This window comes from Paucibacter sp. PLA-PC-4, from assembly GCF_026241155.1.
Classification (GTDB): domain Bacteria; phylum Pseudomonadota; class Gammaproteobacteria; order Burkholderiales; family Burkholderiaceae_C; genus Roseateles_E.
In genome coordinates this window covers 55,503-70,302 of sequence record NZ_JAPFGP010000004.1, presented here as the reverse complement: position 1 = coordinate 70,302, position 14,800 = coordinate 55,503, and the positions used below count along the sequence as shown (strand labels likewise).

Sequence of the window (14,800 nt, the reverse complement as noted above, 5' to 3'; positions counted from 1 at the left end):
ACGCGCTCATCGAGCAGTAATCTCTCTCAAAATACAAGCGGCCAACTTAATGGCCGCTTACCGATAAAAATCGGGCAAACCTTGGCGGAGTGGACGGGACTCGAACCCGCGACCCCCGGCGTGACAGGCCGGTATTCTAACCAACTGAACTACCACTCCGCAGTGGGATAATTTCACAACTGCTGCATTATACATTATATATCGCAGCAGCTATCAAGTTTATCAAACTTGGCGTCCCCTAGGGGATTCGAACCCCTGTAGTCACCGTGAAAGGGTGGTGTCCTAGGCCTCTAGACGAAGGGGACTAAACCTTCTTAATACTACTTCCTCATACTTGAACTGCGCGCCAACCAAATACCCAGATGCCTGAACATTTGGTGGAGGTAAGCGGGATCGAACCGCTGACCTCTTGCATGCCATGCAAGCGCTCTCCCAGCTGAGCTATACCCCCTCAGATCATGCAAACGGCTTCGATTACTCTTCGCTGCTTGCTGTTCTTTGTGTATCGCGCTGTTCAAGCGAGACATAGAGTATAGAACGATTTTTATGCGCAGCGCAAGCGTTCGACCACATTTTCTTTATCGAACAGTTCCAGCACGGCGTCGAGTGACGGAGTTTGTGCACGACCACACACCAGCACGCGAACCGGTATCGCCAATTGCGGCATCTTCAGGCTGTGGGCCGTGATGGTTTCCTTGATCGCAGCCTGGATGCCAGTCTTGTTCCACTCGGCATCGACGAGCTTGGCGGCTAATGTTGCGAGCGCGGGCTTCACCGCGTCGCTGACATGGCCGGCCAGATCCTCGGCAGTGGGCTGCGCCGGCGCAAAATACATGGCTAGCCAATCCGCCAGCACCACAGTGGTCGCGCAGCGATCCTTGAACAGCGCGCACATGGCCGGCAGCCGGCCGAGATCGGCGCTGATCCCGCGCTTGGCAAGTTGCGCCGCGACGAGGGCCGACAGACGCGTGTCGTCAGCCTGCTTGATGTAGTGGCTGTTGACCCACTCCAGTTTCGCCGGATCCCATTGCGCCGGGCTCTTGGAGAGGTGCGAACCGTCGAACCAGCTGACGAGCTGTTCGCGCGAGAACAGCTCGTCATCGCCGTGGCTCCAGCCCAGGCGCGACAGATAGTTCAGCATCGCCTCGGGCAGATAGCCGTTCTCTTCATAGGCGGTGACGCTGACTGCACCGCGGCGCTTGCTCAGCTTCTGGCCATCGTCGCCAAGGATCACCGGCACATGACCAAAGGCAGGCAGCGGCGCGCCCAGCGCGTTGAAGATATTGATCTGCCAGGGCGTGTTGTTGACATGCTCGTCGCCACGGAACACATGGCTGATCTTCATGTCCCAGTCGTCGATGACCACGGCGAAGTTGTAGGTCGGCACGCCATCCGTGCGCTGAATGATCAGATCGTCGATCTCACGGTTGTTGATCGTGATCGTGCCCTTGCACAAATCAACCCAACTCACGTCTCCGTCGATAGGGTTCTTGAAACGCACAACCGGCTTGACGCCCTCGGGAACGGCGGGTAAAACTTTCCCGGCTTCCGGACGCCAGGTGCCGTCGTAGCGGCGCTTCTCGCCGCGCGCTTCCTGCCCGGCCTTCATCGCATCTAGCTCCTGGGGCGTGCAGTAGCAGCGGTAGGCGGTGCCGGCGGCGATCATCTGCTCAATCACCTCGTTGTAGCGCGCCAGGCGCTGCATCTGGTAGATCGGGCCCTCGTCATATTCGAGCCCCAGCCACTGCATCGCGGCCAGAATCTGGTCCACCGAATCCTGGGTCGAGCGCGCGACATCGGTGTCTTCGATGCGCAGCACGAACTGGCCCCCGTGGTGACGGGCATAGGCCCAGGAGAACAGCGCCGTGCGGGCGGTACCCAGGTGCAGAAAGCCGGTCGGCGAAGGAGCAATTCGCGTACGTACAGGGGTGGTAATTGGTGTCATGTCGAGATCAGGTGTCCATCGTCTTCGGGATCGGTACTCAGCTCAGCTCTGCTCCGTGCCGCTTTGCAAGGCCAGCCGGGTGCGGGCCGGGCCGTCCTCTTCCTCGCCCTGCGACTTGCGCTGCTCCTGCATCGTCGCGAAGTCCTCCGGCGAGACATCGCCGGTGATGTAGCTGCCGTCAAAGCAGGAAGCTTCGAAACCGTTCAAACCTGGCCGCAGTGCCGCGACCACGCGCTTCATTGCATCGACGTCCTGGTAGATCAGTGCATCGGCGCCGATGTACTGGCGGATTTCCTCGATCGATCGGTTGTGCGCGATCAGCTCTTCGCTGGTGGGCATATCGATGCCGTAGACATTCGGGTAGCGCACTGGCGGAGCGGCCGAGGCAAGGTAGACCTTGCGGGCGCCGGCCTCGCGGGCCATCTGGACGATCTCCTTGGAGGTAGTGCCACGCACGATAGAGTCATCGACCAGCAGCACGTTGCGGTTCTTGAACTCCAAGCCAATCGCATTGAGCTTCTGGCGCACCGACTTCTTGCGCGCGCCCTGCCCCGGCATGATAAAGGTGCGGCCGACATAGCGGTTCTTCACAAAGCCCTCGCGATAGGGCTTGCCGATGCGGTGCGCCAGTTGCATCGCCGAAGGCCGGCTCGACTCGGGAATTGGGATCACGACATCGATATCGCTGGGCGGCATCGTGGAGATCAGCCGCTGAGCCAGGGTCTCGCCCATATTCAGCCGGGCCTGGTAGACCGAGATGCCGTCCATCACCGAGTCCGGGCGCGCCAGATAGACGAACTCGAACATGCAAGGGTTCAGGGTCGGGCTGTCGGCACACTGCTGCGTGTGCATCTGGCCGTTCATGTCGATGAAGATCGCCTCGCCCGGCGCCACGTCGCGGATCAATTGGTGGCCGGTGCCCTCCAGCGCGACGCTTTCGCTGGCCACCATGATCTCGCCGTCGGCCGCCTGGCCGAAGCACAAGGGGCGGATCCCGTAGGGGTCACGGAAAGCCAGCAGGCCGTGGCCGGCGATCAGCGCGATCACCGCATACGAACCCTTGATGCGCTTGTGCACCGCCCGCACCGCCTTAAACACTTCCTCGGGCGTCACCGGTAGGTCCCGCGCAGCAAGCTCCAGCTCGTGGGCGACGACGTTGATCAGCACCTCGGTGTCACTCTCGGTGTTGATGTGGCGGCGGTCGATGTCGAACAGTTCCTTCTTCAGCGCGTGCGCATTGGTCAGATTGCCGTTGTGCACCAAAACCAGGCCGAACGGCGCGTTCACATAAAAGGGCTGGGCCTCTTCTTCGCTGTAGGCATTGCCTGCGGTCGGGTAGCGTACCTGGCCCAGGCCGATGGAACCCGGCAACGCCCGCATATTGCGGGTGCGGAACACATCACGCACCATGCCGCGCGCCTTGTGCATGAAGCACTTGTTGCCTTGCATGGTGACGATGCCGGCAGCATCCTGGCCGCGGTGCTGCAGCAGCAGCAAGGCGTCATAGATCAGCTGATTGACCGGCGAGCGAGAAATCACTCCGACGATGCCACACATGGGACTACTTCCTTGTCGTGATAGATCTGAAGCCGCGGCTCAGACCGGGATGAACTTGAGCACTTCGTCCGGCAGCACCGGCGTGAATAGATGCAAAGCGGCCTGCAGCCAGGGCGCCACCTGAGAATCCTGCCAGGGCGCGGAGCGCGCGGCTGGCGTCATGCTGACCAGCACCACCGCCAGCATGCCGATCAGCACGCCGCGCAGCACGCCGAAGCCTCCGCCCAGCACCCGGTCGATGATGCTCAGCGGCGTCGCGTGGATCAGGGCCCGCAGCAGCCGCGCCGACAGCCCCCACAACAGCAGTATCAGCATGAAGGCGAGCACCAGGCTCAGGGCATACAACAAATTCGGAGCCAGCTTGTCTTGCGGCAGCCAGTTCGCAATGAAAGGAGCGAAATATGGGCAGGCGAAGTAGGCCACCACCCAACCCAGGATCGACAGGACTTCGAATACCAGTCCGCGCCACAGGCCTAGCAGCACCGAAACAACCAAGATACCCAGCAGGACCAGATCGACCCAACCCATGGTGCATCAAAGCGTCAACACGGCCGTCGACAAGCCGCCGCCGCGAACCTTGGCTGCTACCTTGTCGGCCTCCTCGCGGCTGCCGAAGGGGCCGACCCGAACCCGGATGCGTTTGCCATCCGCCGTCTCCACGGCCTGCGTATATGTCTTCAAACCCATACGCTCGACTTTCATGCGCGCCTCCTGGGCGGCCTTGCCATCGGCATAGGCACCGACTTGGACGATGAAACGCCCGTCCGTCTTGGTGTCAGTTTTCTTCTCGGCCGGTTTACCTTCCAGCAAGGCCTGCACACGTGCCGACTCCTGCGACTTCGGCTGAGCCGTCTCGACGGGCTTCTTTTCGACAGGTTTCTCAAGCGGCTTGGGCTTGTCTGCCGGCTTTTCGATAGTTCTTTCCACCGGGTCGGGCCTGGGCTCAGTAATCACAGTCGGTGCCTCTGAGGGCGCCTGGGCCACAGGCGTTTCTGCCGCGGCCGGCAAGGACGCAGGCAATGCCGGGGGAATCACCACGGCCGGCATGGCTTCCTTGCGAGGAATATCAATCGGCAGATCGACTGGGATGGGGCGCGGCTGGGTCTCGAAGATCAGCGGGAAGCCAATCACGCCAACGCCCACCAGCAGCGCTGCGCCAATCAGGCGTCGGCGTGCCCTCACCCGCAGCTGCTGCACCACAGTGTCCGAGACCGGTTTTGCCGCGGCTTGATCGGGCGAGCGTTTGAAAAAAGACAGCAAACCCATGAGCTGGAGAGTCGGACAGTGCGTGTTGGAGAGAGTACTCAGGCGCCAGCGGCTGGCTTGCCGGCGGCCAATCGAGGGATACCGTGCTTGAGCACGCCGCCCACGGTGAAGAAGGAACCGAAGACCAGAATTCTATCAGCGGGGTCTGACTCGGCCGCAGCCGCGCTCAGTGCTTGCATGGGGTCCGCATGCCGATGCACGACCACTGCGGCCGGGGTCTTGATGGTGCCGGCGGCGCGCATGGCCTCGAACTGCTTGGCCAGGGCCTCAGCCTTGGCCGCACGCGGCAGGTCCAGGTCTGTGAAATGCCAGACATCGACCAGGTGCGAGATGCGCCCGATGATCTGCGCCAGGTCCTTGTCAGCCATCGCGCCGAATACCACCCGGGTGCAGGGGAAGAAGCCCATCTGATCGAGGTTCTGCGCCAGCGCCGCCACCGCGTGCGGGTTATGCGCGACATCCAGCACCAGTGCCGGCTGGCCCGGCAACACCTGAAAGCGCCCCGGCAGCTCGACCAGGGCCAGGCCAGTGCGCACCGCCTGCGCGCTGATTGGCAGCCGCTCGTACAAGGCCTCGAACACCGCCAGCACGCCGGCCGCATTCAGCAGCTGGTTGACACCGCGTAGCGAGGGGTAGGCCAGGCCGCTGAAGCGGCGCTCGCGGCCCACCCACTGCCATTGCTGGCGGTCGCCGTTGTAGCTGAAGTCCTGTCCCAGCTGGCGCAAGTCGGCGCCAATCTTGCTCGCGTAAGCCGCCACAGAGGCCGGCGGGACCGGATCGCTGACCACCACAGGCCGACCAGCTCGCATGATGTGAGCCTTCTCATGCCCGACCGACTCCCGGTCGGGGCCCAGAAACTCGGTGTGATCCAGGTCGATGCTGGTGATCACGCTGCAATCGGCATCGACGCAGTTGACGGCGTCAAGCCGTCCGCCCAAGCCCACCTCCAGAATCACCAGATCCAGCGGCTCGGCCGCCATCCGGCTCATGATGGCAAGGGTCGTGAACTCAAAATAGGTCAGCGCCAGATCACCTCGCGCCTTTTCGACGGCCTCGAAGTGCGGCAGCAGGGAATCGGCCTCCACTGGCGCGCCGGCCACACGACAGCGCTCCTGGAAATGCACCAGATGCGGCTTGATATACAGCCCAACCCGGTAGCCGGCCTGCAAGGCAATCGACTCCAGCATCGCGCAGGTCGAGCCCTTGCCGTTTGTGCCGGCAACCATCACGACCGGCGCCTCGAACTGCAGCCCCATGGCTTCACGCAGGCGCTGCACCCGCGCCAGCGTCATGTCGATCTCCTTGGGGTGCAATCGCTCGCAGTGGGCCAGCCAGTCGTCCAGATTCTTCTTCATGCCATGTCCAAATGAAGACGGCCAGGCTGTCCAGCCTGGCCGCTGCGTCTACAGGGATTGACGGCGTTCAGGCCACCGCGTCGGTGCTCTGCCGCTGCAGCATCGCCAACTGGCGTGCAATGGTCTCGCGCAGCTCCCGGCGGTCGACGATCATGTCCACCGCGCCCTTTTCCATCAGAAACTCGGCGCGCTGGAAGCCCGGCGGCAGCTTTTCGCGCACCGTGTTCTCGATCACTCGCGGGCCCGCAAAGCCGATCAGGGCTTTGGGCTCGGCAATCACGATATCGCCGACGAAGGCGAAGCTGGCCGACACCCCCCCCATCGTGGGATCGGTCAGCACGCTGATATAGGGCAATTTTGCCTTGGCCAGACGGGTCAGCGCCGCATTGCTTTTGGCCATTTGCATCAGGCTCAGCAAACCCTCCTGCATCCGCGCGCCGCCGGTGGCGGTGAAGCAGATGAAGGGGGTCTTCTGCTCGATGGCCGTCTCGACGCCGCGCGCAAAACGCTCGCCGACCACCGAGCCCATCGAGCCTCCCATGAAGTCGAACTCGAAGCAGGCCACAACAACAGGCACGCTCATCACGGCACCGCCCATCACGATCAGCGCATCGGTCTCGCCGGTGTTCTCCAGTGCTTCCTTGAGACGGTCGGGATATTTCTTGCTGTCCTTGAACTTCAGCGCGTCGACTGGCAGCACCTCTTGGCCCACCTCATAGCGACCTTCGCCGTCGAGAAAGGCGTTCAGGCGTGCTCGCGCGCCGATGCGGTGATGATGGCTGCACTTGGGGCAGACATTGACATTCTGCTCCAGATCGGTCTTGTAGAGCACCGTCTCGCAGGACGGGCACTTGATCCACAGCCCCTCGGGCACCGTGCGGCGCTCATTCGGGTCGGTCTGCTGCATCTTGGGCGGCAGAAGTTTCTCAAGCCAACTCATGGTTGCAGGCTCCTTTATCAGTCAGTGGGGCGCGTCGAGCGCCTGGCGGATATCCCGGATGAACTGGGCGCCGGTTGCGGCGACATTATCGCGCGGCTGGACCTCCAGCAATTCGACCAGGCGCGAACCAATCACGACCGCATCGGAATGGTCGGCCACGGCCCTCGCTGTGACCCCGTCGCGGATGCCGAAGCCCACCCCCACCGGCACCGTCACATGGCGGCGGATGCGCGGAATCATCTCGGCCACAGCCGCCGTGTTCAGATGGCCGGCCCCGGTCACGCCCTTCAGCGAGACATAGTAGACATAGCCGCTGGCCAACTGGCCGATGCGGGCCATGCGTTCCTCGGTGGAGGTCGGCGCCAGCAGAAATATCGGGTCCAGGTCTTGCGCGCGCAGCGCGGCCGCGAAGATTTCGCACTCCTCGGGCGGGTAGTCGACGATCAACACGCCGTCCACGCCCGCAGCCTTGGCATCGCTGACGAAAGGCTCGACGCCATAGCGCTCGACCGGATTGGCATAGCCCATGAGCACCACGGGCGTTGTGTTGTTGTGCGCGCGGAAGCCGCGCACATAGTCCAGCACTTGAGGCAGGCCGATGCTGTGCTTGAGCGCCCGCTCGCCGGCGCGCTGGATCACCGGACCATCGGCCATCGGATCGGAAAACGGCACACCCAGCTCAATCACATCGGCACCGGCCTCGGCCATCGCCAGCATCAGCTCGACGGTCGCGTCGGGATAAGGATCACCGGCAGTGACAAAAGGGATCAGCGCCTTGCGGCCCTGGGCCTGCAAAGCCGTGAAGGCGGTCGCGATGCGGCTCATTGCACACCACCCTTCACGCTGTGGCCGGCCATCGAGGGCCGGTCAAAGTACTCCGCCCCCGACAAGTCGGCCACGGTGCCGATGTCCTTGTCGCCGCGGCCAGACAGGTTCACCAGCAAGGTCTTGTCCGGCGACAAGGTCGGCGCCAGCTTCATCGCATAGGCCAGTGCGTGGCTGGACTCCAGAGCCGGGATGATGCCCTCGGTGCGGCACAGGCGATGGAAGGCTTGCAGCGCCTCCTTGTCGGTGATGCCGACATACTCGGCCCGGCCAATGTCCTTGAGATAGGCGTGCTCGGGGCCGACGCCCGGATAGTCCAGGCCGGCGGAAATCGAGTGCGTCTCGGTGATTTGGCCGTTCGCGTCCTGCAGCAGATAGGTGCGGTTGCCATGCAGCACGCCAGGACTGCCTGCCGACAGCGTTGCCGCATGCTTGCCGCTGTCCACCCCCTCCCCGGCCGCCTCGACACCGATCAGGCGCACGCCCTCATAGGGGATGTAGGGGTAGAAGATGCCGATGGCGTTCGAGCCTCCGCCGACGCAGGCGATCACTGCATCAGGCTGGTGGCCAATCATCTCAGGCATCTGGGTCAGGCATTCATCGCCGATCACGCGCTGGAAGTCGCGCACCATCATCGGATAGGGATGCGGGCCGGCCACGGTGCCGATGATGTAGAAGGTCGATTCGATATTGGTAACCCAATCACGCATCGCTTCGTTGAGTGCGTCCTTCAGGGTCTTGCTGCCGGACTCGACCGGCACGACCCGCGCACCCAGCAGATTCATCCGGTAGACATTGGGCGATTGGCGTTTGACGTCCTCGCTGCCCATATAGACAACGCACTCCATGCCGTAGCGGGCGCAGATCGTCGCAGTGGCCACACCGTGCTGGCCGGCACCGGTCTCGGCGATCACGCGCTTTTTGCCCATCCGCTTGGCCAACAGCGCCTGGCCGATGGTGTTGTTGACCTTGTGCGCGCCAGTGTGGTTTAAGTCCTCGCGTTTCAGGTAGATCTGCGCGCCGCCAAGTTCGCGGCTCAGACGGTCGGCGTAATAGATCGGGCTAGGGCGACCAACGAAATGGGTCAGTTCCTTCTTGTACTCGGCGACGAACTCGGGATCTTTGCTGTAGTGGGCATAGGCCTCGCTCAGCTCGTCGAGGGCATGAACCAGGGTCTCGGCGACGAAGCGCCCACCATAGGGGCCGAAATGCCCGCGGGCATCGGGTTGGTCATAGGTCTTCATGTCGGTTTTCTCTTCAGGTTTGCTGCAGTTCGATCTGTCTATCCGCAGCGCGGACGACGGCACAGAACTGCTGGATCATGTCGACGTCCTTCAGGCCCTTGGCCTGCTCGACGCCGGAACTCACGTCAACGGCCCACGGCCGTACCTGAAGAACGCCGGTCAGCACATTTCCGGCATGCAACCCACCAGACAAAACGACTGGAGAGGGCACGTTTTTTGGAATGAGTGACCAATCGAAAACCTTTCCACCGCCGCCATAGCCGTCGACATGCGCGTCGAGCAGAATGGCCTGGGCACCTGAGTACTGATGGGCGAAGTCTAGCAAATCAAAGCCGGAGTGCATGCGCGCGGCGCGCAGCCAGGGTCGCCCTGCCCGCTCGCAGTCTTGCGGGCTCTCGTCGCCATGGAACTGCAAGAGCATGTTTGGCAGCGCGGCCAGCCCCGCCGCCAGTTGCTCGTCGCTGGCGTTGACGAACAGCCCCACCGGTGTCACGAAGGGGGGCAGCCGCTGTGCCAGCTCGGCCGCACGGTCGGGCGTCACATACCGCGGGCTCTTTTCGTAGAACACAAAGCCGATGGCATCGGCACCGGCCTGGACGGCAGCGTCGATATCGGCCCCGCGGGTCAGGCCGCAGATCTTGATACGGGTTCGGCTCATGCGTTTGTTTTTTACTCAGGGCAGCCAGTCCAGCGCCGCCACATGCTCGGGGAGTTGCAGCTCGGCATCGTAGTACGGGCCGATGAAGTACAGGCCGTCGGGGGCAAAGGTCGGCGCTGCCACCTTGCGGTCGCGCGCCGCCAGAACCCCAGCCAGCCATTCAACTGAGCGCGTGCCGCTGCCGATTGCCAGCAGACAGCCCATGATGTTGCGCACCATATGGTGCAAAAAGGCCGAGGCATCGAACTCGAAGCGCCAGTAGGCGCCGCGCTTGCTGATCTGGATCCCGCGAAGGGTTTTGATCGGCGACTTGGCCTGGCAGTCAACCGAGCGGAAGGAGCTGAAGTCGTGCTCGCCCAGCAGCACCTCGACGGCCGCGCGCATTGCGTCGCCATTGAGTGGACGGAATACCCACCCCGCCGAGCCGCTCTCAATTGCCGGCCGCACCGCCGACTCCAGCAGCAAATAGGCATAGCGCCGGCCCCGCGCATGGTTGCGGGCATGGAAGTCGGCGCCGGGGAAAACACACCACTGGATTGCGATATCGGGTGGCAGATAGCGATTGGTGCCACGTATCCATGAGAAAGGGTCGCGATCCACCTGGGCATCGAAATGCACAACCTGGTTGAGTCCATGCACGCCGGCATCGGTGCGGCCGGCGCAGATCGTGCGGATTGGATGCGCGGCAAACTGGGCCAGGGCTTTTTCCAGCTCATCCTGCACGGTGCCACCGCCCGGCTGGCTTTGCCAGCCCTTGTAGCGGCTGCCGCGGTAGCTGACGCCCAGCGCCACCCTTGATGTCATTCCTGCTCCAGCAATGAAAAAGGCGCCCGGCCTGGCCGGGCGCCTTGGATTGTGCATGCGTGTTCAGCGCAGCTCGTTAAGCATGGCCTGCGCCTTGTCTCGCAGCGGGCCGCTGGCCCGGGCCATCAGTTCCTGCAGCACATCGCGTGCGCCTTCGGTATCGCCTATCTGGCGGAACTCGTCGGCCAGCTCCAACTGCCGCTGCAGCGGGTCCCCACCATCGTCGTCCAGCGCGTCGAAGGCCTGAGACAGCGGATCGCTCCGGGAATCGTCTTGCAAGATGCTCTCGAACTCGGCCGGCAGACCACCATCGATGGCTTGGGCGGAGGCAGTCGGGATCACCTCCTCTTTCCGGGCAGGCTCGGGCAGGTCCAGATCGATGGATGACAGATCGAAGTCCAGCGACGGGGGCTCCTCGGGAAGCTCGGACTGCAGGGTTGCAGCCTGGGTGACCTCCGGCGGTACGTCCAGATTACCGAGGTCGAAGGCCAGCTCCTTGGGGTCGAGCTCGCCGGGTTGCGTCGTCGGCGGGCCATCGAGATCGAAGTCCATCGCAAGCGGCGCCTGCTCCACTGTGGTGGACAGAGCTTGCGTGGCATCCATCGCAAACGGCGAGACCGAGGGCGGTGAGCCCAGGTCCAGGTCGAGGTCCAGATCCAGACCGCTGGGCGGGCCGGCGTCGCGGGCACGGCCCAACGGCTCAGTGGCCATCAGGGCGGCAGCGCCGAGCGTACTGTGCTGCGCTGTCTGCGGCAGCGTGCTGGCATTCATCGGCTCGGGATGGCGGTCATGGCTGCCATCGTCAGGCAGCAGCTCAGGCGAGCCACCCGGCTGGTACAGCGGATTGTCGGCGTCGATCTGACGGCCCAGCTCTTGGGCCTTGGCCCAGTCTTCGCCTTGCCCGTGGGTCTCGGCATAGAGCTGCACGGCCAGTTGCTCGAAGCCCTTGGTGTCGCGGCGCTTGGCGTAAACCTCCAGCAGCTTGAGCCGGATCGCCAGCCGCTCGGGATTGGACCGCAGTGCTTCCTTGAGAATTTCCTCGGCCTGCAGATCGCGACCATAGGCAAGATAGACATCCGCCTCGGCAACGGGATCAACATCACCGATGGCGTCAAGCTGACTCAGCGAGTAGCTCATCGAGGATGCGGGGCCATTGGCGTCGCGGGTGTCAACGCGCTGGCCGCCGGTGTTGCCGAAGAAGGAATCGGGCTGCAGCCGGCTTTCATGAAAGCCGGTATCGGCCTTGGGTTTGCCACCCTTGCCGCGCAGCCGCATCAGACCCAGTCCCCCCAGCAAGAGCACCAGCACGCCGGCGATCGGCAGTACCAAGGGACTCTCCATCAGTTCGGCCATCAGGCCGGGGCCTTCGGGTTCGGCTGCGGGGGGCGGAACCGGTGTGGGGGCAGGCTTGGCAGCAACAGGGCTCGCCGCCGGAGCAGCAGCAGGCACGGGCGCTGGCGCCGATGCAACCGGCGCTGGCAGCGCGAGCGCGGGCGGCGCCGATGCCGCGGCTGATGTCGTACTCCCTTCGGGCGCGCTCGCCGTCGGCTTGGCCGCGCTGGAGAGCTTCTTGAGCTCCTCCACATTGCGGGTCAGTTCGGCCACACGGGCGGCATCCGCCTTCTTCTCGGTGTCTTTCGATACCTTGGCCTCAGCGGCCGCGCTCGCGGCTGCGGCCTTGCTGAGCGTCAGCTTGTCGGGGCTGGGTGCTGCGGCCGGCTTGCGGTCTTCGACTGCTGCCTGTACCTTCCCCGTGACTTGGCGCTGGCTTTCATCGAGCTTGAGTTCGGGGGCTGCGCCGGCCAGACGTTGCCGATAGCTGTTGAAATCGGCACTCTGCGCCTGTATGACTTCGCGGGCCTCAGCCGGAGCGATCGCAGCGAGGCTGTCGCTGCCGGGCACTTGCAAGACCACACCCGACTTCAGCCGGTTCATGTTCTCGCCGATGAACGCATCGGGATTGCTGCGAAACAGGCCGACGAGCATTTGATCCAGCGAGATTTCCCGGGGCTTGGTGCGGCCCGCAATTCGCGACAGCGAATCGCCCGCCTTGACCTTGTATTCAGATGCGGGGCTTGGGCTTGGGCTCGGCGCAGGCACGGGCGCCGGCCGTGGCGCACGCGCCGGCTCGGCCGGCGCAGCTTCGGCACGCGGCCGAGGCGCGGGCGCCGAGGCCAAGGGAGCGGAGGCCAAGGGAGCGGAGGCCGGCGGCCGCGGGGTCGGCACAACCCGGGTTTCGGCCGGCGCGGTCGCAAAGGACGGGGCCGTCGTGACGGCCGGTGGCGGGCTCGGACGGGCCAAACTCGGCGGATCGAACAGCAGCGTGTACTCGCGCACCAGACGGCCGCTGGACCAAGTCAGCTCCAGGATCACGTCAACAAATGGCTCTTGGACGGCCCGGTCGCTGTTGATGCGCAGCACCGGTCGGCCATCGCTGCGCCGCTCCAACTGCACCTGGGTGCCGGTCAGCACGGGGTTGTACTCGACGCCGGTGGCGCGGTAGGAATCGGGAGGGGCGATGCGCACCTTGAGCGTGCCCGCCTCTTCGGCGGTCAGCGAGCTGACGTCGATCTCGGCCTTGAGCGTCTCGCCCAAAGCCGATTGCACGGTCAGTTTGCCCAGTCCTAGGCTCCAGGCCGAGCCGCTGCTAGCAACAGCAAATGCCGCCATCGCCATATGGGCCAACGGGGTCAGGGCAAAGCGCCCCAAAGCGCTACGTTTTTGTTTCAAGGCGTCCCCCAAAGCAACAAGGCGGACACCGTCAGGTACCCGCCTGTTTCGACGATCTTTGTTCTCTTCTCAACAGCGCTAGGCGATGCTGTCCTCATGGCTCTTGCGATCCGAAATCACAACAGCATCAAGCATATACGCTGCAACCCTCATGCAAAGGCTGAATACGCCCCTGGACACCTGCCTGATTCACCGCCCGTTACAGGCTTGTCGTTTGCCGGCAACGGGCCGGGCTCGAATACTGGGGAAATTACCGAGCCAGCAGAATGCGCAACATGCGGCGCAGCGGCTCGGCCGCACCCCACAGGAGCTGGTCACCAATTGTGAACGCGCCGACATATTCCGGGCCCATGGCAAGTTTGCGGATGCGGCCGACGGGGATAGTCATGGTGCCGGTGACCGCAACCGGGGTCAGATCTTGAATCGTTGCCTCGCGGGTATTGGGCACGACCTTCACCCACTCGTTATCGGCGGCGATCATTGCCTCGATGTCAGCCAGCGGTACGTCCTTCTTCAGCTTGAAGGTCAGGGCCTGGCTGTGGCAGCGCATTGCGCCGACTCGCACGCAGAAGCCGTCCACCGGGATCGGCACCGAGCCAAAGCCCTCGCCCAGACCGAGGATCTTGTTCGTCTCGGCCATGCCCTTCCATTCTTCCTTGGACATGCCATTGCCCAGGTCCTTGTCGATCCAAGGGATCAGCGAGCCGCCAAGCGGCACGCCGAAATTGGCGGTTTCGGCAGCAGACAGCGAACGCTGCGTGGCGATCACCTGGCGGTCGATCTCGAGAATGGCACTCTTCGGGTCGTCCAGCAAGGCGCGAACCGAAGCATTCAGAGTGCCGTACTGCGTCAGAAGCTCACGCATATGTTGTGCGCCGCCGCCTGAAGCCGCCTGGTAGGTCTGGGTACTCATCCACTCGACCAGGCCGGCCTTGTAGAGTGCACCCACGCCCATCAGCATGCAGGAGACGGTGCAGTTTCCGCCAACCCAGTTCTTGCCGCCCTTGCTCAGCGCGTCCTTGATGACGGGCATGTTCACCGGATCCAGCACGATGACCGCATCGCCGTTCATGCGCAGGGAGGACGCGGCGTCAATCCAGTGGCCAGTCCAGCCGGCAGCGCGCAGCTTGGGGAAGACTTCATTGGTGTAGTCGCCGCCCTGGGCCGTGATGATGATCTCGCAGCGCTTGAGCTGTTCGATATCGAAGGCGCTTTGCAGCTTGGTTTCGTTCTTCGCCTGCGCGGGGGCGGCGCCGCCTGCGTTCGAGGTGCTGAAGAACAGCGGCTCGATCAGATCGAAATCACGCTCGGCCACCATGCGGTCCATCAGCACGGAGCCCACCATGCCGCGCCAGCCTACCAGTCCAACCAATGTCGTCATCTTGCTTACCTCTATCGCCCTAAAAAGAAAGTGTGAGAACTCTTCTTTCCCCGGCTCGTCGCCGGGGTGTAGGGGCGAGACGAACCGGAGCTGAA

12 protein-coding genes and 3 tRNA genes are annotated in these 14,800 nt (G+C 63.5%); all 15 read right to left on the bottom strand.

The genetic code is table 11. From position 1 onward, the window contains the following. Nucleotides 1–82 precede the first annotated feature (82 nt). Nucleotides 83–159: transfer RNA gene (locus OOZ63_RS07370), tRNA-Asp, on the bottom strand. 70 nt (nt 160–229) lie between these two features. Beyond that, nucleotides 230–305, bottom strand: a tRNA-Glu gene (locus tag OOZ63_RS07365). A 70-nt stretch (nt 306–375) separates the two neighbouring features. Next, nucleotides 376–451: transfer RNA gene (locus tag OOZ63_RS07360), tRNA-Ala, on the bottom strand. 93 nt (nt 452–544) lie between these two features. Beyond that, a complete protein-coding gene (gene gltX / locus OOZ63_RS07355; RefSeq protein ID WP_266005099.1) occupies nt 545–1,936 on the bottom strand; it encodes a glutamate--tRNA ligase in 1,392 nt (463 codons plus the stop codon). Between the two features lie 51 nt (nt 1,937–1,987). After that, nucleotides 1,988–3,502 (bottom strand): amidophosphoribosyltransferase, encoded by a 1,515-nt coding sequence (gene purF / locus OOZ63_RS07350; RefSeq protein ID WP_266004793.1) that lies wholly within the window; start codon nt 3,500–3,502, stop codon nt 1,988–1,990. A 39-nt stretch (nt 3,503–3,541) separates the two neighbouring features. Next, nucleotides 3,542–4,030: a CvpA family protein gene (locus OOZ63_RS07345; protein WP_266004792.1), complete on the bottom strand. Its 489-nt coding sequence runs from the start codon at nt 4,028–4,030 to the stop codon at nt 3,542–3,544. A gap of 6 nt (nt 4,031–4,036) precedes the next feature. Then, a complete protein-coding gene (locus OOZ63_RS07340; protein WP_266004791.1) occupies nt 4,037–4,768 on the bottom strand; it encodes an SPOR domain-containing protein in 732 nt (243 codons plus the stop codon). A 38-nt stretch (nt 4,769–4,806) separates the two neighbouring features. Further along, nucleotides 4,807–6,123, bottom strand: coding sequence for a bifunctional tetrahydrofolate synthase/dihydrofolate synthase (gene folC / locus OOZ63_RS07335; protein WP_266004788.1), 1,317 nt, complete (start codon nt 6,121–6,123; stop codon nt 4,807–4,809). Nucleotides 6,124–6,190: 67 nt separating this feature from the next. After that, the gene (accD, locus tag OOZ63_RS07330; protein ID WP_266004787.1) at nt 6,191–7,063 is read right to left on the bottom strand and encodes an acetyl-CoA carboxylase, carboxyltransferase subunit beta; all 873 of its coding nucleotides are present in this window, start codon (nt 7,061–7,063) and stop codon (nt 6,191–6,193) included. 21 nt (nt 7,064–7,084) lie between these two features. After that, entirely contained in the window at nt 7,085–7,888 is an 804-nt protein-coding gene (trpA, locus tag OOZ63_RS07325) for a tryptophan synthase subunit alpha (RefSeq protein ID WP_266004786.1), read from the bottom strand. After that, on the bottom strand, nt 7,885–9,132 hold the full coding sequence (gene trpB, locus OOZ63_RS07320; protein ID WP_266004785.1) for a tryptophan synthase subunit beta: 1,248 nt from the start codon (nt 9,130–9,132) through the stop codon (nt 7,885–7,887). Before trpB ends, trpA begins: the two co-directional genes overlap by 4 nt. Nucleotides 9,133–9,145: 13 nt before the next feature. Continuing rightward, entirely contained in the window at nt 9,146–9,790 is a 645-nt protein-coding gene (locus tag OOZ63_RS07315) for a phosphoribosylanthranilate isomerase (protein ID WP_266004784.1), read from the bottom strand. 15 nt (nt 9,791–9,805) lie between these two features. Continuing rightward, nucleotides 9,806–10,594 carry a tRNA pseudouridine(38-40) synthase TruA gene (gene truA, locus OOZ63_RS07310; protein ID WP_266004783.1) on the bottom strand — a complete coding sequence of 263 codons (789 nt, stop codon included), beginning with the start codon at nt 10,592–10,594 and terminating at the stop codon, nt 9,806–9,808. 63 nt (nt 10,595–10,657) lie between these two features. Continuing rightward, nucleotides 10,658–13,324, bottom strand: a complete 2,667-nt coding sequence (locus tag OOZ63_RS07305) for a FimV/HubP family polar landmark protein (protein WP_266004782.1) — start codon at nt 13,322–13,324, stop codon at nt 10,658–10,660. A gap of 250 nt (nt 13,325–13,574) precedes the next feature. Beyond that, entirely contained in the window at nt 13,575–14,705 is a 1,131-nt protein-coding gene (gene asd / locus OOZ63_RS07300; protein ID WP_266004781.1) for an aspartate-semialdehyde dehydrogenase, read from the bottom strand. Nucleotides 14,706–14,800: the final 95 nt, after the last annotated feature.